The organism is Sphingomonas jejuensis (assembly GCF_011927695.1).
Classification (GTDB): Bacteria; Pseudomonadota; Alphaproteobacteria; order Sphingomonadales; family Sphingomonadaceae; genus Sphingomonas_K; species Sphingomonas_K jejuensis.
The window spans coordinates 1,623,964-1,644,212 of sequence record NZ_JAATJE010000001.1; the positions used below are offsets into that span (position 1 = coordinate 1,623,964).

Annotated in this window: 18 protein-coding genes and 1 pseudogene; 9 read left to right on the forward strand and 10 right to left on the reverse strand. The window is 64.0% G+C overall.

What is annotated here, in order from left to right; all coding sequences use genetic code 11:
- The first annotated feature begins 81 nt into the window (after positions 1–81).
- From GGR88_RS08220 to GGR88_RS08265, 9 genes and pseudogenes are all read left to right on the forward strand, one after another.
- Entirely contained in the window at positions 82–1,203 is a 1,122-nt protein-coding gene (locus GGR88_RS08220) for a glycoside hydrolase family 43 protein (protein ID WP_245196471.1), read from the forward strand.
- 6 nt (positions 1,204–1,209) lie between these two features.
- Positions 1,210–2,658, forward strand: a complete 1,449-nt coding sequence (gene xylB / locus GGR88_RS08225) for a xylulokinase (protein WP_167954036.1) — start codon at positions 1,210–1,212, stop codon at positions 2,656–2,658.
- A complete protein-coding gene (gene xylA / locus GGR88_RS08230; protein ID WP_167954037.1) occupies positions 2,658–3,971 on the forward strand; it encodes a xylose isomerase in 1,314 nt (437 codons plus the stop codon). The genes xylB and xylA overlap by 1 nt, the downstream gene beginning before the upstream one ends.
- 58 nt (positions 3,972–4,029) lie before the next feature.
- Positions 4,030–6,075, forward strand: coding sequence for a transketolase (tkt, locus tag GGR88_RS08235; RefSeq protein WP_167954038.1), 2,046 nt, complete (start codon positions 4,030–4,032; stop codon positions 6,073–6,075).
- A complete protein-coding gene (gene tal, locus GGR88_RS08240) occupies positions 6,075–7,196 on the forward strand; it encodes a transaldolase (protein WP_167954039.1) in 1,122 nt (373 codons plus the stop codon). Before tkt ends, tal begins: the two co-directional genes overlap by 1 nt.
- A gap of 114 nt (positions 7,197–7,310) precedes the next feature.
- Positions 7,311–7,529 (forward strand): hypothetical protein, encoded by a 219-nt coding sequence (locus tag GGR88_RS08245; RefSeq protein WP_167954040.1) that lies wholly within the window; start codon positions 7,311–7,313, stop codon positions 7,527–7,529.
- A gap of 65 nt (positions 7,530–7,594) precedes the next feature.
- Positions 7,595–7,915 (forward strand): hypothetical protein, encoded by a 321-nt coding sequence (locus GGR88_RS08250; protein WP_167954041.1) that lies wholly within the window; start codon positions 7,595–7,597, stop codon positions 7,913–7,915.
- Positions 7,916–7,947: 32 nt separating this feature from the next.
- Positions 7,948–9,465 carry a PAS domain S-box protein gene (locus GGR88_RS08255; RefSeq protein ID WP_167954042.1) on the forward strand — a complete coding sequence of 506 codons (1,518 nt, stop codon included), beginning with the start codon at positions 7,948–7,950 and terminating at the stop codon, positions 9,463–9,465.
- A 114-nt stretch (positions 9,466–9,579) separates the two neighbouring features.
- Positions 9,580–10,469 (forward strand): annotated as a pseudogene (locus GGR88_RS08265) (IS3 family transposase); the annotation flags it as partial.
- Positions 10,470–10,906: 437 nt separating this feature from the next.
- Here the strand turns inward: GGR88_RS08265 and GGR88_RS08270 are convergent.
- The 10 genes from GGR88_RS08270 to GGR88_RS08315 form a co-directional block, all read right to left on the reverse strand.
- Positions 10,907–12,160, reverse strand: a complete 1,254-nt coding sequence (locus GGR88_RS08270; RefSeq protein ID WP_167954045.1) for a glycosyltransferase family 4 protein — start codon at positions 12,158–12,160, stop codon at positions 10,907–10,909.
- A gap of 15 nt (positions 12,161–12,175) precedes the next feature.
- Positions 12,176–13,309, reverse strand: coding sequence for a non-hydrolyzing UDP-N-acetylglucosamine 2-epimerase (gene wecB / locus GGR88_RS08275; RefSeq protein ID WP_167954046.1), 1,134 nt, complete (start codon positions 13,307–13,309; stop codon positions 12,176–12,178).
- A 7-nt stretch (positions 13,310–13,316) separates the two neighbouring features.
- Positions 13,317–14,417, reverse strand: a complete 1,101-nt coding sequence (gene wbjC, locus GGR88_RS08280) for a UDP-2-acetamido-2,6-beta-L-arabino-hexul-4-ose reductase (RefSeq protein ID WP_167954047.1) — start codon at positions 14,415–14,417, stop codon at positions 13,317–13,319.
- A complete protein-coding gene (locus GGR88_RS08285) occupies positions 14,414–15,454 on the reverse strand; it encodes a polysaccharide biosynthesis protein (RefSeq protein WP_167954048.1) in 1,041 nt (346 codons plus the stop codon). The genes wbjC and GGR88_RS08285 overlap by 4 nt, the downstream gene beginning before the upstream one ends.
- Positions 15,455–15,466: 12 nt before the next feature.
- Positions 15,467–16,243 (reverse strand): AglZ/HisF2 family acetamidino modification protein, encoded by a 777-nt coding sequence (locus GGR88_RS08290; RefSeq protein WP_167954049.1) that lies wholly within the window; start codon positions 16,241–16,243, stop codon positions 15,467–15,469.
- A gap of 3 nt (positions 16,244–16,246) precedes the next feature.
- The gene (gene hisH, locus GGR88_RS08295) at positions 16,247–16,861 is read right to left on the reverse strand and encodes an imidazole glycerol phosphate synthase subunit HisH (protein WP_167954050.1); all 615 of its coding nucleotides are present in this window, start codon (positions 16,859–16,861) and stop codon (positions 16,247–16,249) included.
- Entirely contained in the window at positions 16,858–18,009 is a 1,152-nt protein-coding gene (locus GGR88_RS08300) for an N-acetyl sugar amidotransferase (protein WP_167954051.1), read from the reverse strand. The genes hisH and GGR88_RS08300 overlap by 4 nt, the downstream gene beginning before the upstream one ends.
- Positions 18,010–18,136: 127 nt before the next feature.
- Positions 18,137–18,397, reverse strand: coding sequence for an FkbM family methyltransferase (locus GGR88_RS08305; protein WP_167954052.1), 261 nt, complete (start codon positions 18,395–18,397; stop codon positions 18,137–18,139).
- A complete protein-coding gene (locus tag GGR88_RS08310; RefSeq protein ID WP_167954053.1) occupies positions 18,394–18,825 on the reverse strand; it encodes a hypothetical protein in 432 nt (143 codons plus the stop codon). Before GGR88_RS08310 ends, GGR88_RS08305 begins: the two co-directional genes overlap by 4 nt.
- 70 nt (positions 18,826–18,895) lie before the next feature.
- Complete coding sequence (locus tag GGR88_RS08315) at positions 18,896–20,227, reverse strand: hypothetical protein (RefSeq protein ID WP_167954054.1); 1,332 nt, start codon at positions 20,225–20,227, stop codon at positions 18,896–18,898.
- Positions 20,228–20,249 lie beyond the last annotated feature (22 nt).

Genomic DNA, 20,249 nt, shown 5'->3' on the forward strand with positions numbered 1-20,249 from the left:
AGCCTGCTTAAAGGTAGCGCTAACGAACCGCTGCCGAAGCGGAATTGCCCCGATCAATGAGGGCTGGAGAGGAGAAGGGCGATGAAGTCACATCTGTTGGGCGCGCTGTCGGGCTGCGCGATGCTCCTGGCGGGCTGCGCCATGACGGCGGATGCCGGATCGGCACCGGCGACCGCACCGGCGACGACGCCGGCCGTCGGCGATCCGGCCGCGGTGCCGGGGCGCGGCTATCTGGCGCAACCGCTCGTCCGCGACCTCTTCTTCGCCGATCCGTCGGCTCACGTCTTCAACGGCAAGCTCTACATCTACCCCAGCCATGACATCGACACGGGCGTGCCGGACGACGATCTCGGCTCGCAATACGCCATGCGCGATTATCATGTGCTCAGCATGGATCGGCCCGGCGGCCCGGTGACGGTGCACCCGGTCGCGCTCGACGTGGCGCAGGTGCCTTGGGCGTCGGCGCGCATGTGGGCGCCCGATGCCGCGTACAAGAACGGCACCTACTATCTTTATTTCCCGGCGCACGACCGCGACGGCGTGTTCCGCATCGGCGTCGCGACGTCGCAGTCGCCGACCGGCCCCTTCACGCCGGAAGCGGAGCCGATCCGCGGCAGCTTCTCGATCGATCCGTCGGTGTTCACCGACACCGACGGAGGCAGCTACATGTATTTCGGCGGCATCTGGGGCGGCCAGCTTCAGCGCTGGCAGGGCAACCGCTACGATGCATCTGTCGGCGACACCGATCTGCGGCAGGACGATCGTCCCGCCATCGCGCCCCGCGTCGCGCGCATGACGCCGGACATGAAGCAGTTCGCGGAGGCCCCGCGCGAGATCCAGCTGCTCGATCAGTCCGGCCAGCCGATCCTTGGCGGCGATCATGAACGGCGCTTCTTCGAGGCCGCCTGGACCTTCAAGCGCGGCGGCAAATATTACTTCACCTATTCAACCGGCGACACGCACCGCATCGCCTATGCGATCGGCGACAGCCCCTATGGTCCGTTCCGCTTCACCGGCTTCGTGCTGGAGCCGGTGCAGGGCTGGACCAACCATCACAGCATCGTCGAATGGGATGGCCGCTGGTGGCTGTTCTACCACGACACCCAGCTGTCGCAGCGCAATCACCTCCGCTCTGCCAAGATGACGGAGCTGCGCTTCAACGCCGACGGCACGATCCAGACCGTCAATCCCTTCCGGAACTGACGGTCCATGTTCCTGGGGATCGATATCGGCACCTCCGGCGTGAAGGCGGTGGTGCTGGACGAGGCGGGCACGGTGGTCGGCCAGGGAACCGCCGCCCTGACCGTCCAGCGCCGCCAGCCGCTCTGGTCCGAACAGGATCCGGAGGCGTGGTGGAAGGCGACAGTGGCCGCCGTGCAGGCGATCGATCCCGCCGTCCGCCGATCGGTGCGCGGTGTCGGGCTGGCCGGGCAGATGCACGGCGCGACGCTGCTTGGTCCGGACGACGTGCCGCTGCGCCCCGCCATCCTCTGGAACGACGGGCGCAGCGGCGCCGAAGGCCGCGCGATGGAACAGGCGGTGCCGGCGCTGCGGCAGATCGCCGGCAACATCGCCATGCCGGGCTTCACCGCGCCAAAGCTGCTGTGGGTGAAGGCGCACGAGCCGGATGTCTTCGACCGCGTCGCAACCGTGCTGCTGCCAAAGGATTATGTCCGGCTCCGCATGACCGGTGACCGCGCGTCCGACCTTTCCGACAGCGCCGGCACCATCTGGCTCGACGTCGCAGCCCGGCGCTGGAGTCCGGAGCTGCTCGCCGCCTGCGACCTGACCGAAGCGCAGATGCCGCGCCTCTACGAGGGCACGGAGATTACCGGGACGCTTTCCGCCGATGTGGCGGCCCTATGGGGCATGCCGCAGGTGCCGGTCGCGGCAGGCGGCGGCGACAATGCGGCGGGCGCCGTCGGCGTCGGCGTGGTTCGCGACGGCGATGCACTGCTGTCGCTCGGCACGTCCGGCGTCATCTTCGTCGCCACCGAACAATTCCGCGCCAACCCCGATCGTGCGGTGCACAGCTTCTGCCATGCCCTCCCCGGCCTCTGGCACCAGATGTCGGTGCATCTGTCGGCCGCATCCTGCATCGACTGGGTCGCGCGCCTCACCGGCGCGGCCGGCGCGGCCGAGTTGTTCGAGCGGGCGGAGCGCGCCGGACCGGGCAACGGGCCGGAGCTGTTCCTTCCCTACCTTTCGGGGGAGCGCACGCCGCACAATGATCCGGAAGTGCGCGGCGCCTTTCTCCGGCTCGACAACGACACGGACGCCGACCGGCTTGCCGCAGCGGTGCTGGAAGGCGTCGCCTTCGCGTTCGCCGACGGACTCGGCGCCCTTCGCGAAGCCGGCACGGACGTCCGCCGGCTGTCGGTGATCGGCGGCGGTGCGCGGTCGGGCTACTGGGGGCGCATCATCGCCGCGGCGCTCGATGTCGAGCTTGTCTATCTCCAGGGCGGTGAGGTCGGGCCTGCACTCGGCGCGGCGCGGCTGGCGCAGCTTGCCGTCGACGGCGGCGACCCCGCAACCGTCTGCGCGCCTCCGCCCGTGTCGCGCACCATCACACCGGATCCGGCGCTGGTGGACCGCCTCGCGGCCAAGCAGGCCGCCTTTGCCGACGCCTATTCCCGCATCACTCCGAGGAGCGCCTGATGGCCACCAACTATTTCTCCGACATCCAGCCCATCCAGTTCGAAGGTCCGGACAGCGCCAACGAGCTCGCCTACCGCTTCTACGACAAGGATCGGGTCGTGCTCGGCAAGCGGATGGAGGACCATCTCCGCTTCGCCGTCTGCATGTGGCACACCTTCTGCTGGCCCGGCTCCGACGTGTTCGGCCCGGGCACGTTCGACCGCCCCTGGGCGGCCCACGCGCACACGCCCGACGGCGCGGCGGTGAAGCGCGAGGCCGCGTTCGATTTCGTGCAGCGGCTGGGCGTGCCCTACTACTGCTTCCACGATGTGGACGTGATGGCGCACGCCACCAACGTCAGCGACTATGGCCGTCACTTCGGAGAGGCGGTTGACCACCTGGAGCGGCTGCAGGGCGACACCGGCGTGAAACTCCTGTGGGGCACCGCCAATCTGTTCTCCGACCCGCGCTACATGGCCGGTGCGGCCACCAGCCCCTTCCCCGAGGTTTATGCCTGGGGCGCGATGCAGGTCCGCGCCGCGCTCGAGGCGACGCACCGGCTGGGCGGCGCCAACTACGTCCTGTGGGGCGGTCGCGAGGGGTATGAGTCGCTCCACAACACCGACCTGAAGCGCGAACTCGACAATTTCGGCCGCTTCCTCAGCCTGGTGGTGGAGCACAAGCACAAGATCGGCTTCACCGGCACCATCCTGATCGAGCCGAAGCCGTTCGAGCCGACCAAGCACCAGTACGACTTCGACACGGCCACCGTGTACGGTTTCCTGAAGCGCTACGGGCTCGAGGACGAGGTGAAGGTCAACATCGAGGCCAACCACGCGACCCTAGCCAGCCACACCTTCGAGCATGAGATCGCCACCGCCGGCGCGCTCGGCATCTTCGGCTCGATCGACGCCAATCGCGGCGACCCGCAGAATGGCTGGGACACGGACCAGTTTCCGAACTCGGTCGAGGAAATGACGCTGGCCAATCTGGAGATCATTCGGGCGGGCGGCTTCACCACCGGCGGCTTCAACTTCGACGCAAAGGTTCGCCGCCAGTCGATCGATCCGGTGGACCTGTTCTACGGTCATGTCGGCGCCATCGACGTGGTCGCGCGCGGCCTCCTCAACGCCGCCGCGCTGGTGGAGGATGGCCGCCTCGATCAGTGGAAGCAGGAGCGTTATGCCGGCTGGGACGCCGGCATCGGGCAGGAAATCGCCGGCCTCGACCTCGCCGGCATCGCCGACCTCGCCATCACCCGCAACCTTGATGCGAAGCCGCGTTCCGGCCGGCAGGAGCGGATCGAGAACCTGCTCAACCGCTTCAACGGCTGACGACATCCTACCGCCCGCCATTCCGGTGGCGGGCGGCCCACAAATATTGGAGCCCGCCATGCCCGACCGCGATCTCGACGCGCTGGCGATCGACACCATTCGCGTCCTGTCCATGGATGCGGTGCAGGCCGCCAACTCCGGCCATCCCGGCACGCCCATGGCGCTGGCGCCGGTCGCCTACACGCTGTGGACGCGGTTCCTGCGCTTCGATCCGGCGACGCCCGACTGGCCCAATCGCGACCGCTTCGTGCTGTCGGTCGGTCATGCCTCCATGCTGCTCTACAGCCTCATCCACCTGGCCGGCATTGAGGAGATCGACGCCGACGGCACCAAGACCGGCAAGCCCGCGCTCGCGCTCGATGACCTGCGCCAGTTCCGCCAGCTCGGGTCGCGCACGCCCGGCCACCCCGAATATCGCCACACCACCGGCGTCGAAACGACCACCGGCCCGCTCGGGCAGGGCGTGGCCAACGCGGTCGGCATGGCGCTGGCCGAACGCTGGCTGGCCGCGCGCTACAATCGCGACGGCTTCCCGATCTTCGACCATGACGTCTATGCGCTGTGCGGCGACGGCGACCTGATGGAGGGTGTCGCGGCCGAGGCGGCGAGCCTGGCCGGGCATCTGCGCCTCTCCAACCTGTGCTGGATCTATGACAGCAACCAGATCTCGATCGAAGGCGACACCGCGCTCGCCTTTGACGAGGACGTGGCCAGGCGGTTCGAAGGCCATGGCTGGCAGGTGCTGCATGTCGCGGATGCGAACGACGTCGACGCGCTCGACGCCGCCTTTGCCACGTTCCGCAAGACGGATGATCGCCCGACGCTGGTGATCGTCCGCTCCGTGATCGGCTGGGGCAGCCCGCGCGCCGGGTCCGAAAAGGCGCATGGCGAACCGCTCGGCCCCGACAATGTCCGCGCGACGAAGCGCGCCTACGGCTGGCCGGAGGATGTCGACTTCCACATCCCGGACGGCGTGGCCGACCATGTTCGCGCCCGCATGGCCGATCGTGGCGCCCCGGGCCGGGAGGCGTGGGACGCGCTTCGTGGCCGCTACGCGTCTGCTCATCCGGAGCTTGCAGCCGAACTCGACCTGCTGTTCGCTGATCGCCTGCCGGACGGCTGGGACGCGGACATCCCCTCCTTCCCCGCGGACGAGAAGGGCATCGCCAGCCGCGATGCCAGCGGCAAGGTGTTGAACGCCATCGCCGCGCGCCTGCCATGGCTCGTCGGCGGATCCGCGGACCTGTCGCCATCCACCAAGACCGACATCAAAGGTCAGCCCTCCTTTGCCGCTGGCAATTATGGCGGGCGCAACCTGCACTTCGGCGTGCGCGAACATGGCATGGGCGCGGTCGCCAACGGCATGGCGCTGTCGCATCTGCGGCCCTACGGCTCCACCTTCCTCGTCTTCGCAGACTATATGCGCCCGCCGATCCGGCTGTCGGCGATCATGCAGCTGGCTGCGGTCTGGGTGTTCACGCACGACTCGATCGGCGTCGGGGAGGACGGCCCGACCCACCAGCCGATCGAACATCTCTCAACGCTGCGCGCCATTCCCGGTCTGGACGTGATCCGCCCCGGCGACGCCAACGAGGTCGCCGCCGCCTGGCGCGCGGCGCTGGAGCGCAACGACCATCCCACCGCGCTCATCCTCTCACGCCAGGCGCTGCCGACTCTCGATCGCGATCGCTATGCGCCCGCCGACGGCCTTGTCCGCGGCGGCTATGTGCTGGCGGGCGGCGACGAGCGGCCCGACGTCATCCTGATCGCGACGGGCAGTGAATTGTCGCTGGCGGTCGCCGCCTATGAGCGGCTGGCGGCGGACGGAATCAAGGCACGCGTGGTGTCGATGCCCAGCATCTACCGTTTCGAGCTTCAGGATGCCGGCTACCGCGAATCGGTGCTGCCTGCCGGCGTCACACGGCGGATCGCGATCGAAATGGCGGGGTCCTTCGGCTGGCACCGCTATGTCGGCCTCGGCGGCCGCACCATCACGATGGAGACCTTCGGTGCGTCCGCGCCGATCGCGAAGCTTCAGGACAAATATGGCTTTACGGTCGACAATCTGCTGAGGGTCGCCCGCGAACTTCTGGAGACGACGTGATGAACAGGCTTCAGGCGCTGGCCGCCGCCGGCACCGCCCCCTGGCTCGATTTCGTGGAGCGCCGCTTCGTCGAGGACGGCAAGCTCCAGGCATTGGTCGATGAGGACGGCGTGACCGGCGTCACGTCCAACCCGTCGATCTTCGAAAAGGCGATCGGCGGCGGCACCGCCTATGACGATGCGCTCGCCGCCTTCGACCGGTCCAACCCGGATGCCGCGACCGTCGATCGCTACGAGCATCTGGCGGTCGCCGACATCGTCCGTGTCGCCGACATCCTTCGCCCGGTCTACGACCGCACGGACGCGCGCGACGGCTATGTCAGCCTGGAGGTGTCCCCCAGCCTCGCCGACGACACGGACGGCACCATCGCGGAGGCGCGCAAGCTCTGGGCGGCGGTCGACCGCCCGAACCTGATGGTGAAGATCCCCGGCACGCGCGCGGGCGCTCCGGCGATCACCGCCGCGATCGCCGACGGCATCAACGTCAACGTCACGCTTCTCTTCTCGCGCGAGGACTATGCCCGCGTGCTGGAGGCCTATGCCGCCGGCCTTGAAGAGCGCGTCCGTACCGGGCGCCCGCGCGACCGCGTCGCGTCGGTCGCCAGCTTCTTCGTCAGCCGCATCGATGCCCGCATCGATGGCGAGATCGACCGGCGCGTGGCCGCCGGCGACGCGGATGCCGACACGCTGTCGTCGCTGCGCGGCAAGGTGGCGGTCGCCAATGCAAAGCTCGCCTATGCGGACTATCAGACCTTTATCGCGTCCGATCGCTGGCAGGCGCTTGTGGCAAAGGGCGTGCAGCCGCAGCGCCTCCTGTGGGCCTCCACCGGCGTCAAGGATCCGGCCTACCCCGACACGCTCTATGTCGATCAGCTGATCGGGCCGGAAACGGTCAACACCATGCCGCCGGCGACGCTCGCCGCTTTCCGCGAGCGCGGCACGGTCGCCCCGACGCTCACCGCCGATGTGGACGATGCCCGCGACGTGATGGCCCAGGCCGACCGCCTTGGGCTCGATCTGCCCAGCGTCACCGGGGCACTGGCGGTTGAAGGCGTGGCGGCGTTCGTCGCCTCGTTCGACACGCTGCTCGCGGCCGTCGCGGGCAAGAAGCCGGCGACCTGAACCAGGGGCCGTGCGAACGGCACCGGCCGCAGCCCGCGACCGGTGCCGTTCACCCACATCATGGGTGCTTTTGCACCATGGTCGACCATTGCCGGCTGCCCTAATCCCCGGCGAATGGACGACTATGAAGTCAGGGTGACCCGCACGCCGGGCGAAGAGCGCGACTATTTTCTGCGGCGGAGTTCGGATCACGCGGCTCTCGCCAGCCGGTGCGACGATCCGGCGAAGCGGTCGCTCCATCAGCGGTTCGCCACGCTCTATGCGCTGCGGGCGGAAGCCTATCTGGTAGAAGACAACCAGTCGGACCGGACAAAGATACCAGGAACGGGCTGACTTGATCGAGGTTATCTCGGCTTGGCTGTCGGCAAAAAAGCCGCGAGCCACCGGGAGAGAACGCCTTGCGAAACATCCTGCTCGCCGCATCCGCCGCAGTCGCGCTTGCGGCCTGCGCGTCGCCTTCCACGCAGATCTCGACCGGCCTGCAGCGCTACGGGATTGAGCCGGTGCGCGCGGAGTGCGTGGGCGATCGCCTTCAACGCAACCTGTCGCTCGGTCAGCTGCAGCAGCTGGGCCGCGCCGCCGCCGCCTATCGCCGTGACGATCCCGATGCGTCCCGCCTGACGGTTGGCGATCTCGTGCGCGTCGCATCGGAGATCAACGATCCGGAGGTTCCGGTGCAGGTCGGCGCCGCCGCGGCAGCCTGCGGCGTGCTTCCCTGATCGCCTGACCGGCCTCGGCGTTCCGCATGCCCATGACCACCGCGCTCAAGTCGCTCCGAGAGACGCCTGAGCTCCGCCACCTCAGCCAGATCGTCTCGGGGCTCGATGAGGGCGTGATCCTGATCGACCCCGACGGCAGCCTCCTCTGGGCCAACCGCGCGGCGCTGGCCATGCACGGCGTCACCACGATGGAAGAGCTCGGCCGGACCACCGCCGACTATCGCGACCGCTTCAAGCTTCGGTACCGGAACAACCACCGCCTGCTTCCCGCCGATTACCCGATGGAGCGCGCCGTCGGGGGTGAGCGCTTCTCCGATGTCATTGTCGAGGTCACGGTGGCCGGCGAAGCGGAGCCGCGCTGGGTGCACCAGGTGCGCGGCCTGTCGCTCGACGATCATGACAACGACGACAGCTGCTGCGCCGTTCTCATAATCCAGGACCTGTCGGCGCTGATCGAGGCGGAGGACCGCTTTGAACAGTCGTTCAACGCCAACCCCGCGCCCGCCATCATCTGCCGCCTTGCCGATCTTCGCTTCGTGAAGGTCAACGACGGCTTCCTGGAGATGACCGGCCACATCCGCGATCAGGTGCTCTGCCGCACGGTCTACGACATCGACGTCTTGCGCAACGCCGACCGCCGCGATCTGGCCAAGGAGCGTCTGTGCGAGGGCGGAACGATCCCGCAGATGGAAGCGGAGCTTGAGCTGCCGAATGGCGGGACGAAGCTTGTCATCGTCGCCGGTCAGCCGATCGAGCTCGGCGACCAGCCCTGCATGCTGTTCACCTTCGCAGACCTCGAGCCCCGCAGGAAGGCGGAAGCGGCTCTCCGGCACAGCGAGGAACGCTTCACCCGCACCTTCAAGATGGCGCCCGTGGCGATGGCGATCGGCGCGCGCGACGGACACCGCCTGTGCGAGGTCAACGATGCCTTCAGCGCCATGACGGGCTATTCGTCGACCGACATCATCGGCCGCGCGCTGGCGGACGTCGGCCTCTGGGCGGACGAAGGTGCCCGCTCCGCCATCGAACGCGCGATCGACGACGGGCGCGATCTGCGCGGGCACGAGGCGCGGGTGGCGGGCCATGACGGCCACCAGATCGATTGCCTGGTTTCCACGGAAGCCATCACGCTCGGCGGTGACGATTGCGTGCTCTGGGCCTTCCACGACATCACGCAGCGCAAGGCGACCGAATCCGAGCTCGTCGAGGCGATCGAGGCGGTCATGAAGGACACGAGCTGGTTCAGCCGCTCGATCATGGAAAAGCTCGCCCGCCTGCGGGCGCCGCAGGACGAGATCGGCGGCGCGCAGCTGGAAGACCTCACCGCGCGGGAACGCGAGGTGCTGGCGCTGGTCTGCCGCGGGCTGGACGACAAGACCATCGCGCGGACGCTCGGCGTCGCCGGCAACACCGTGCGCAACCACGTCGCGCGGATCTACGCCAAGATCGGCGTCAATCGCCGCACCGCCGCCGCCGCCTGGGCCCGGGCCCGCGGCTTCGACGGCAGCGCACCCCCCGCCCCATCAGCGCCGCGCGCGTCACAAAGCTGAGCACTGGACGCGGAGGTCGTCCACGAACAAAGCGCGGCTTTAGATAGAAAACGTTCGCACCACGGACTTACCCCGGAAAAGTGGTGAGTTCCCCTGAGCTGAAAGGCGAACTCGATGACGAAGCAGCGACGGTTCACGAAGGAGTTTGAGGACGAGGCGGTGCGGCTGGTGGCGACCAGCGGGCGCACGCAGCGTGCGGTGGCGGAGGACCTGGGCATCGGCCGGTCGACGCTGATGCACTGAATCAGCCATTGTCGTGATCGGCTGGCGGCGATGCTCGACGCAGCGCCGCAGGCAGATCTGGCTGCCGAACTGAAGCGGCTTCGCCCGGAGAACGAGATCCTGCGGCAGGAGCGCGACATACTGAAGCGGGCGACCGCTTTTTTCGCCCGGGAGGGAAGTCGATGAGGTTCCAGCTCATCGATCAGGCGAAAAAGAACTTCGCCGTAGACCGCCCTTGTCACATGCTCGGTGTCAGCCAGAGCGGCTATTTCGCCTGGCGGAACCGGCCGGCCAGCGGCCGATGGCGCGACGACATGGTGATGCTGGCACATGTCCGCTCGGCATTTGCGCTGTCAAACGGCACCTATGGCAGTCTGCGCATGACACGCGAGCTACAGGATGACGGCTTCGCCATCGAACGAAGGCGGACGGCGCGGCTGATGCGCGAGAACGGCCCGCATGGTCGCCAGAAGCGGCGGTTCAAGCGGACGACCGACAGCGAGCATGCCTGGCCGATCACGCCCAATATCATCGACCAGGATTCCGCTGCAACGGCGCCCAACCAGAAATGGGGCGTGGACATCTCGCACGTCTGGACGTGCAAGGGGTGGCTCTATTTGGCGGTGGTCATCGATCTGTTCTCCCGCCGTGTTATTGGCTGGGCGGTCAGCCACCGGCTGCATCGCGACCTCGCGCTCACCGCCTTGCGCAGGGCCATCGTGATGCGGCGTCCGCCCGAAGGGCTCATCCATCATTCGGACCCCGGCAGCCAATACTGCTCCGTGGACCTACCCGGATACTACCGCCAAGAGCGCGAAAGGCATGACCAAAGAGGCGGCCGCGTTCGCCGCTGCCCCGGGGCGTGACCTGCCACGGTTGAGGCTGCTCGCTCACCGCCGTCGCCTGTGACAACAGCGCCGTCCCGGCAATGCATGCCACAAAGCCGGCGGTAGCGGTATGAGTTGCACCAACTTGAGTATCAATGCCGCGCCCAGCATCCAGGCGACTGGCCGCGCGATCGGCGACCGTTGGCTCCCAAATACGCAAAAGGCAATCAGCATGGCCCACGCGACCGTCCGTACAACGACCTGCCCGAGGACGTCGCCGCGCGACGCGCCTCCGCAATTCACAGCGCGGCGAGCAGCAGTCCTAGCAATACAAGGGCAAGACTAGGTTAGAACCGGGCGGACGGACGCGATGTCGACGGCAAGACCGACCCCTAGCGCGCTGAAAACGAAGACGCACGCGGCGATCCGAATCGACAGTCCACAATCCAGTTCTCGAGCGCGTCGACCATTTGCGGACGGCCGAACTCGCGCTGGCCATAGGCGATGCCGTTGCGCCCGATCGCGGCGCGCTCGCCCTCGTTCATCGCCATCAAGCGGCGGACTTGCGCGGCGAGTGCCTGACCATCCCCGGCTGGTGCGACCAGTCCGGCCTTTGCCTCCTCGATCACCCTGCTTCCCTCACCGTCCAGCATCGCGAGCAATGGCTTTCCGGCGGCTAGATAGCTTTGGACCTTGCCGGGAATGGTCAGGCTCCAGATCGGCTCCTTACGCAACGTGACCAACAGCGCATCCGCGCTTGCGAAGAAGGATGGCATCCGCTCAAGATTGAACCGGCCGAGCAGCACAATCTTGTCCTGCAACCCGCGCCGAGCGATTTCCTCGCGCACTTGCACCGCCGCGCGGCCGTCGCCGACGATCAGCCAGCGCAGACCGGGCGTATCGCGCAGGGCATCGGCGGCGGCGATGATCGCGGGAAAATCCTGCGCCTCTCCAAGGTTGCCGGCGAAGAGGATCTTAAAATCATCGTCAAAGGCGGCCAGTTCCGGTGCCCGCTCGGCGGCCGTCTCGCCGTCGAATAGGCTCTCCGCCCAACCGGGAAAGTAGCGAATTCGCTCCGCACCGCCGGCAAGCGCCGCGACCTTGTCGGTAAAGGCGCGCGATTGAACCAGGATGCGATCGCAATGATCATAGACGTAACGCACCAATCGCCCGACCAAGGACAACAGGCGTGGTGAACGCACGACTCCGATCGCCGCTAGCGTGTCGGGCCACAGATCGAGGACCCACATCAGCATCGGAGCGCGCTTGACCCGGCGCAACGCGATGGCGGGAAGCGCAGCGGTGATCGGCGAGATCTGGAAGACGAAGATCCCATCGAAGCGCTGCCCGCGCAGCTTCCACATGCCCAGCAGTGTCGCGCTGACCGCGAAACTGAGATAGTTGAGTATCAACTGAATGCTTGAGGATCCTCGTGCGAGCATCGGCACGCGGATTACGGCCACGTCGCCCAACCTGGTATAGTCCTGCGGATTGGCACGATAGTCGGCAAAGACCCGACCCTCGGGATAATTGGGCCGCCCGGTCAACACGGTCACATCATGGCCGCGGCGCGACAGCTCCTCGGCCAGATCATTGATCCGGAAATTCTCTGGCCAAAAGTACTGGCTGACAATCAGGATGCGCATCGTGTGGATCCAGGGTCAGGCGTAGTCGCGCCACACCACGCGGCGCACGTAATCCGTGTAGCTGTGCAGGATGCGCACCACCTTCTCGGACACGTTCGGCATCGAATAGTCGGCGACGAGGCGCAGGTCGCGGGTGTCGCCGCGTGCCTGGCTTTCCAGGATCGTCATCGCCTGACGGACGCGCTCGAGGCTGAGGCCGGTCATCATCACCGTGCCTTCTTCCATTCCCTCGGGCCGCTCATGCGCCTCGCGGATGTTGATCGCGGGGAAATTGAGGATCGACGATTCCTCGGTGATCGTGCCGCTGTCCGACAGCACGACCCTGGCCGATTTCTGAAGCCGGACATAATCGTGGAAGCCAAGCGGCTTGCCGAGCTGGACGTTGGCGTGAAACGAGACACCCGCCGCGTCGATCCGGTTCTTGGTGCGCGGGTGGGTCGAGACGATGATCGGCCGGTCGTAGCGCTCGGCCAGATCGTTGACGATATCGACCAGACGGAAGAACGTACGGTCGGACTCGATATTCTCCTCGCGGTGCGCGCTGACGACGAAATATTCGCCTTCGGTCAGGCCAAGGCGGTCGAGCACATCCGACGCATCGATCCGGTCCATATAGTGATGGAGAACCTCGAACATCGGGCTACCGGTCTTGATGACGCGATCGGGCGGCAACCCTTCGGCAAGCAGATAGTCGCGTGCGATGGTGCTGTAGGTCAGGTTGATGTCTGCGGTGTGGTCGACGATCCGGCGGTTCGTTTCCTCGGGCACACGTGCGTCGAAGCAGCGATTGCCCGCCTCCATGTGGAAGATGGGAACCCGCCGGCGCTTGGCCGGGATCACCGACAGGCAGCTGTTCGTGTCGCCCAGCACGAGCAGCGCGTCGGGCTTCTCGGCCACCAGCACCTCGTCCATCGCGATCAGGATGTTGCCGATCGTCGCCGACGGGCTGCCCTTGGCGGCTTCCAGGAACCGATCGGGCTTGCGCAACTCCAGGTCGTCGAAGAACACCTGGCTCAGTTCATAGTCGTAATTCTGACCGGTATGGACGAGCACATGGTCGCAGGTCCGGTCGAGCGCCGCCAGTACGCGCGACAAACGGATGATCTCGGGCCGCGTGCCGACGACCGTCATGACCTTCAATTTCTTCATGAGCGCCTCAAACCTTCATGGCGATCGTGTCGGGGCGGGCGCGGTCGAAAATCTCGTTCGCCCACAGCATGACGACCATCTCGCCATCGCCGACATTGGTAATGTTGTGCGTCCAGCCCGGGATCGTCTCGACGATCCGCCCCTCACTGCCATCGACCACGATCTCGTGGGTTTCCCCGGTCTGGATCTGACGAAAGCCGAAATGCGCCTTCCCGGAAATGACGAGGAATTTTTCGACCTTGCTGTGATGATAATGATCGCCGCGCGTGATCCCCGGTCCGACGGTGAAGTAGGAGAATTGCCCGCTGTCAGGCGTCTTCAGCATCTCCACGAAACGACCGCGCGGATCGGCGTGGATCGGCACATCATAATGAAACGTATCGACCGGCAGATAGCTGAGATAGGTCGAATAGAGAGCCCGGACGAGGCCCGTGCCGACCCGCGGCGTGACCATCGTGTCGCGGCTCGCGGGAAAGCCGCGGATCAGGTCGGCGACTTCGCCCACGGTCGTTCCATAGACCGGCGTCACGTCCTTGTGACCCGTCTCGAACGCCCCGCCCAGCAGCGGCAGGAACGCGTCAATCACATCATCGACATAGACGAGCCGCAGCGGCGCGGCGGGATCGTGGATCTCGATCGGTTCGCCGCGAGCGATGCGGTGGCAGAAGGTCGCGACGGCGGAATTGTAGTCGGGCCGCGCCCATTTGCCGAACACGTTCGGCAGGCGGAACACCGCCACGCGCGCGCCCGTCGCCTGCGCATGCTCGAGCAACACCTGTTCGGCCGCCGCCTTGCTGCGGCCATAGGGATTGTCGTTCGCCGCCTGGATCGAGGAGGCATACACGACCGGCGCGGTGTTGCCCGCTTCGGCAAGCAGGTCGCACAGCCGCTGCGTCAGGCCGACGTTGCCGGTTTCGAACTCGATCGGATCGAGCGGGCGGTTGGTGCCGGCCAGGTGGATGACGGCCTCGGCATCCCGCGCCGCCAGCATCCAGGCCACGTCATCCGCCTCGCGGCCGATCGCGAGCACCTCGTGCCCCAGCTCGCCGAGCCGCACCGTCAGGTTCTGGCCGACGAACCCCCGCGCGCCGGTGACCAGCACCTTCATGCGTAGGCATCCTCGGAGACCGCTTCGCCCTTCATCACCTTGTGGATCAGCGGCAGCTTGAGCAGCAGCGCCTTCATCCCCTCGACATCGAGGCGGTGGGTGTTGTGCGAATTATACTCTTCGCCATGGCTCAGCCGCTCTTCGCCCTTCTCGACGAACTTGTCATAGTTGAGGTCCCGGCCATCGGGCGGCACTCGGAAATAGTCGCCCATGTCGTCGGCGACGGCGCGCTCCTCGCGGCTCAGCAAGCTTTCGAAAAGCTTCTCGCCATGGCGGGTGCCGATCGTGCGGACGTCGTGCCCGGGCTTGCCCAGCAGGTCCTTCAACGCCGCGACCAGCGTATCGACGGTCGCCGCCGGCGCCTTCTGCACGAAGATGTCGCCGTTGGACCCGTTTTCGAACGCGAACAGCACGAGTTCGACCGCATCGTCGAGCGTCATCATGAAGCGTGTCATGTCACCGTCCGTGATCGTGATCGGACGACCCGCGATCATCTGATCGACGAACAGCGGAATGACCGAACCGCGCGACGCCATGACATTGCCATAGCGCGTGCCGCAGATCGTCGTCGAGGTTCCCTCCAGATTGCGCGACGAGGCGACCATCACCTTCTCCATCATCGCCTTGCTGATGCCCATGGCGTTGATCGGATAGACCGCCTTGTCGGTGGACAGGCAGACGACCCGCTCGACGCCGGCGGCGATCGCGGCGGACAGGACGTTCTCGGTACCCAGCACGTTGGTGCGAACCGCCTGCATCGGGTGGAATTCGCAACTCGGCACCTGCTTCAGCGCCGCCGCGTGGAACAGGTAATCGACGCCGCGCATCGCCGGCCCGACGCTGCGCTCGTCACGCACATCGCCCAGATAGAATTTGATCCGCGGGCTATTGTACAGCTTGCGCATATCGTCCTGCTTCTTCTCGTCGCGGCTGAAGATGCGGATCTCGCGCAGCCCCGAGTTGAGAAAGCGCCGCAGTACGGCGTTTCCAAAGGAACCGGTCCCACCGGTGATGAGCAGGGTCTTGTCGTCAAACATGAAGATCCTCTGTCAGGCGGCGAGCGCGGCGCGCACCATCTGTTCCTTGGTATCCGGATTAGGATAGTTTATGAGTACAGCCCGATAGGTGCCCTTGAACACGAAAAGGCTGCCGGCCGACGCGCCGACGACGCCGACTTCACGGATAAGCGCTTCGATATCCGCCAGCGAGCCGGCGCCCCCCAGGAACGTCACAGGCACGCGTACCGCATCACGGATGCGTCTTGCGAGCTTCAGGTCATAGCCCTTCATCGTCCCGTCGAGGTCGATCGAATTGACCACGATCTCGCCAGCGCCGAGCCGTACCGCTTCCTGCGCGAACATGACGGGATCCAGCTTGTGCGCCTTCTTTCCGTTATGTGTGCGAACCTCATGGCCGCCCATCATCTTCTTGCGGACGTCGATCACGACCACCACGCTCTGGCTACCGATCTCGGCGGCAATCTCGCTGATCAGTTCGGGTCGTTCGATCGCGGCGGCGCTGATCGCGACCTTTTCGACGCCAAGCCCGATGATCTGTTTCGCCTGCGCCGCGTTACGCACGCCGCCGCCATAACACAGCGGCATCCGGCATTCGGCGGCCAGATGCGCGATGACCGCGAAATCGGGCTCGACACCGTTCACCGTCGCATCGATATCGAGCACGACGAGTTCGTCGCTTTCCTTCTCATTGAAGATCTTGACCGCGTTGACCGGGTCACCGACGTATTTCGGGTCCTTGAACCCGACGGTCTTCACCAGCCCACCTTCGTGAATCAGCAGGCAGGGTATAATGCGCGGACGCAGCATGGCTCAAAGCTCCGCGAAATTCTTCAGAAGCATCGCACCGAAGTGATGGCTCTTCTCGGGGTGGAACTGCACGCCCCACACATTGTCGCGCCGCACCGCGCAGGCGAACGATGAGCCATAGCTCGCGCTCGCCGCGCTGTCGGCTGAGTCGGCGGGTTCGTAATAGAAGGAATGAAGGAAATAGAAGCGCGCGTCCTGCTCCAGCCCGTTGAACAGACCGCCGTCGTTCGTCGGCGCGACGTCGTTCCATCCCATATGTGGCAGCGGCAAGTCGGCGGGTGTCGGCATCGAGCGGAAGTGACGCACCGTGCCAGGCACCCACCCAAGACCGCGCCCCTGCCCCTCTTCACTGGTGTCGGCCAAGATCTGCATGCCCACGCAAATGCCGACCACCGGCACCTTGTCGCCAATAACCTTTTCCTCGAGCAGCGGACGCATGCCCGATCGCCCAAGCAGATCCATCGCGTGATCGAACGCGCCGACGCCGGGCAGTACGATGCGCGTCGCGTCGGCCAGCTCGTCCGCAGTGCGGACGGCCTTGGCCGGCACGTTCATTCGCTTGTACATGTTGACGAACGCGCCGACGTTCCCCAACCCATAATCGATGATCGAGATCAACGGATGATCGCTCGCTGCACGCCGGCGGCACGAAGCACCTTCGCGCCAAGATCCATCAGCGTCATGTCGTTTTTATAATCTCGGAACGTCTTCTTCGGACCCCCATGATAGGACCGCAACTCTTCAACCGTGATCCCGAGCTTGGTCGCGATAAATTCGAAATCCTCCGCAATCGTATTAGGATCATAGGCCGGGATCGCAATCTTCGCGAGCGCATCATCCCGGCTCAGCTGGCCGGTCAGGATTAGGCTGGAGAAGTGCGCGCGACGCTTGTCGTATCCAAATTTGGTCGGCAGCCAATAGCTTTCATAGAAGCGCGTAAATCGCGATTCATAATGTTTGTGCGCGTATTTTTGCCAGCCGAACTTATCGACCAGCTCCTGCATTGCCTCTTCCTTGTGAAAGGGGATCGAATTGAGCGGCTTGACCACGCGAACGCCCTTGGCGAAGCGGTACCAGACCTTGAACTTGAAAATACCGGCTAACGGGAACTTCTTGAGTGGGCGCGTGCCGAAACGGCGATGAATATCCTTCAGCTGCCGCAGGTCCGAGGCGTGGTAATGCCATTCGAGCGGCTCTCGCACACACTCTGTGGAATAATTAGCACCGGTAAGAATATACTTCACGTTGTTTTTTGCGGCGAAGTTATAGAGGCCGGCAAAGAACGCGTGATCCTGGGGCGTATCCAGATGCGGAACGTTCGCCTTGAAGAAGGCAAGTTGCAGATCGCGCATCTCGGGCCAATCGACGACTTCGGTAAACAGATCCAGGTCGAGGCCGTCCACCAGCTTCTCGATATTGTTGACGGCCTGCTGCGAGTTCCATCCCGCATCGACATGATAGAGGAGCGGGCGGAGCCCGAACTTTTCCTTGGCGATATACGTGACGTAGCTACTGTCGACGCCGCCGCTCAAACCGATCAGGCAGTCATGGTCACGCCCCTTGCCGTCGCGCTTCATCTGCTCGACCTGGGCCATGATCTCCCGCTCGCCCTGCGCGTCGGGATGCCAGTTGGGGACGATGTTGTCGTAGTAGTTGTTGCAATAGTCGCACCATCCCCGATCGTCGAAGACGATGCCGGAGTCGCTGGTGTCCATGATGCAGTTCGCGCAGATCTGGTATTGGCGCGTCGACGGGGCATGCGTCATATAGAAGATCGCTTTGAATCCGAGCTTGTGCGCATCCCATAGCCGCAGTCCGCGCGATGGCAAATACGTTAGACGACGCGGAACGGCGTAGCCGCGCAGATTGGGCCTCGCCCGATCCGTGCCCGCGCTACGCGCCGTCGATAAGCACCAGGCCGTATTCGTGCCCCCCCGGCGATACGTAGAAAATGCGATATCCGGCTCCCTGCAGCATCTCCACCGAACGGCGGGTATCTTCCGGGCGATAGCCGTACATGCGATGGTGAAACTCCACCAGTATCTGAGCTGGACGAATGGTCGAAGCCACCATCTGACGAATGACGCCGTATTCGAATCCCTCGATGTCCATTTTCAATACGTCGAGACGATCCACCCCGACCCGGTCGGTCATCGTGGGAAGGGTGCAGACATCGATCTCGATCGCATCCCCGCTTGCCCCTTACCACGCGTCGCCGAGAAAGAGACGTGCGCGTCATTTGCAGGGGGAATGAAGGCGGCCGGTCCGTCCACCTCGCCCAGCCCCAATGCGTGCACATGAAACTTTGCGGGTAGATTCTGGGAGGACAGCCACGCCAGCGACTTGGGGGTCGGATCGCAACCATGAACGACACAGCCAAACCGATCGATGACTTCAAGATCGAACGAGATATCCTCGCCGAGGCCGACGGACAGGATCGTCGAACGCTCGTTTACAGAACCGTCTATCAGCGGCCAGCCACCATATTCTGTGCCGTACACCTTGTAAGGCCGCTTGACTTCAACGGCATGCACAGGCGGGCGCAGGATAGGCCTGATTACCGCCTTTATTCTTTCGATCATAACACTCTCCGACTGTAATCTATTAGATTCCGCGGAATCAGGTGGGTTGCCCCCAATGATAACCGAATGCCTATAGGCGTTTTCTTTTGGCCAGCCCTGTCTTGAATGCCACTAGCCAGAACAGCCCGCCAAAGGATAGCAACAACGTGGTAAGGTGCACGTTGGTCAATCCTAGACCGATAGGCACCATCACGGTCATCGAAATTGTGGCCGGCCATTTTTGGCTGAAGTTGTCGAGCGAGCGTAGCCAGTATGCGAGCACAAGTCCGATCACCAGCACGCCGATCGGACCTGCGGCCGCAATCCCCTCGCCCACGAACAGATTGGCATTTGCGTTCATACGGCTATCGGCACCATAGAACTCAGCTCCGACGATGGTCCCCAAATTTGGCCACATCGGGTCCAGTTTGAAATCACCAGGCGGCGGAATGACCAAGTTTATGATTTTGGTATTGCTCCAATAGGTATACCCTCTGTTATAAAACAGATCATAATATTGACTGAATGTCTGTCCGGGAATGGCAATAGATCGTAGAAGCACGAGATCCACGATAAACCTTATGAGCGAGGAATATTCCGTAAACAGGGACGCGACTGCAGCAAGTATTGCGATCCCTACGGTGAAGAATGCCGTGCTTTCCAGACCCCTAGATTTCATGAGACTGAAGACGAGAATCGCGAGCGGTATCACCAGCGATATCTTGCTGGCGTCGATCAGATACGAAAATATGTATCCCCCAACACCTGCAAGTATCATCCAGCGTTTCCGTTTCAGCGTGATACCGATGGCTATCAGTGCAGGGCTGAAAACATATGTAAAGTAAGTCCTAAAATATCCGACGAGCGCCCCGCTATCTAGATCGGATGCCGCAAATCGCTGCGTGTACACATCGTCGATCGCTGCGAATGACAGGATGTCGCGGTATACGACGAACAAAACCAGCGCGACGACAATGAAGCCGAATAGCATCAAATTAGTGAAAGCTTCTGATATATTTTCCGATACGACGGATGGTACCGGAGATTTAGTCGATACAATAGAACACACAATGACTGACGCCGCCAAGGCGACCAATCCGCTAGCATAAAATGATGACGTATTAAATCCGATCATGAACGTCATTGCCGTTGTCGGCATGAAGACAAAGGCATATAAAAGCCAGATGATTAATCCGGAAGGCTTGTCGATTCTTGGGGGAAGGAAAAACGAGGTAATAGCGACCAGAACAACCTGAAAAAGGAATTCGGTATAGGTTAATGGCCGGTACACCAAGCCGGTATATCCCCATGTCGGGCTAATATACGTTTCGTATATGTGAGAAAAAGTAACCAAGTACAGCACACCGACGACACAGTTGGCCAAGGCACTATGATGCCAACGCGTTGCTTGGGGAGTGATCACGTTGTAATTAGCATCGTACATA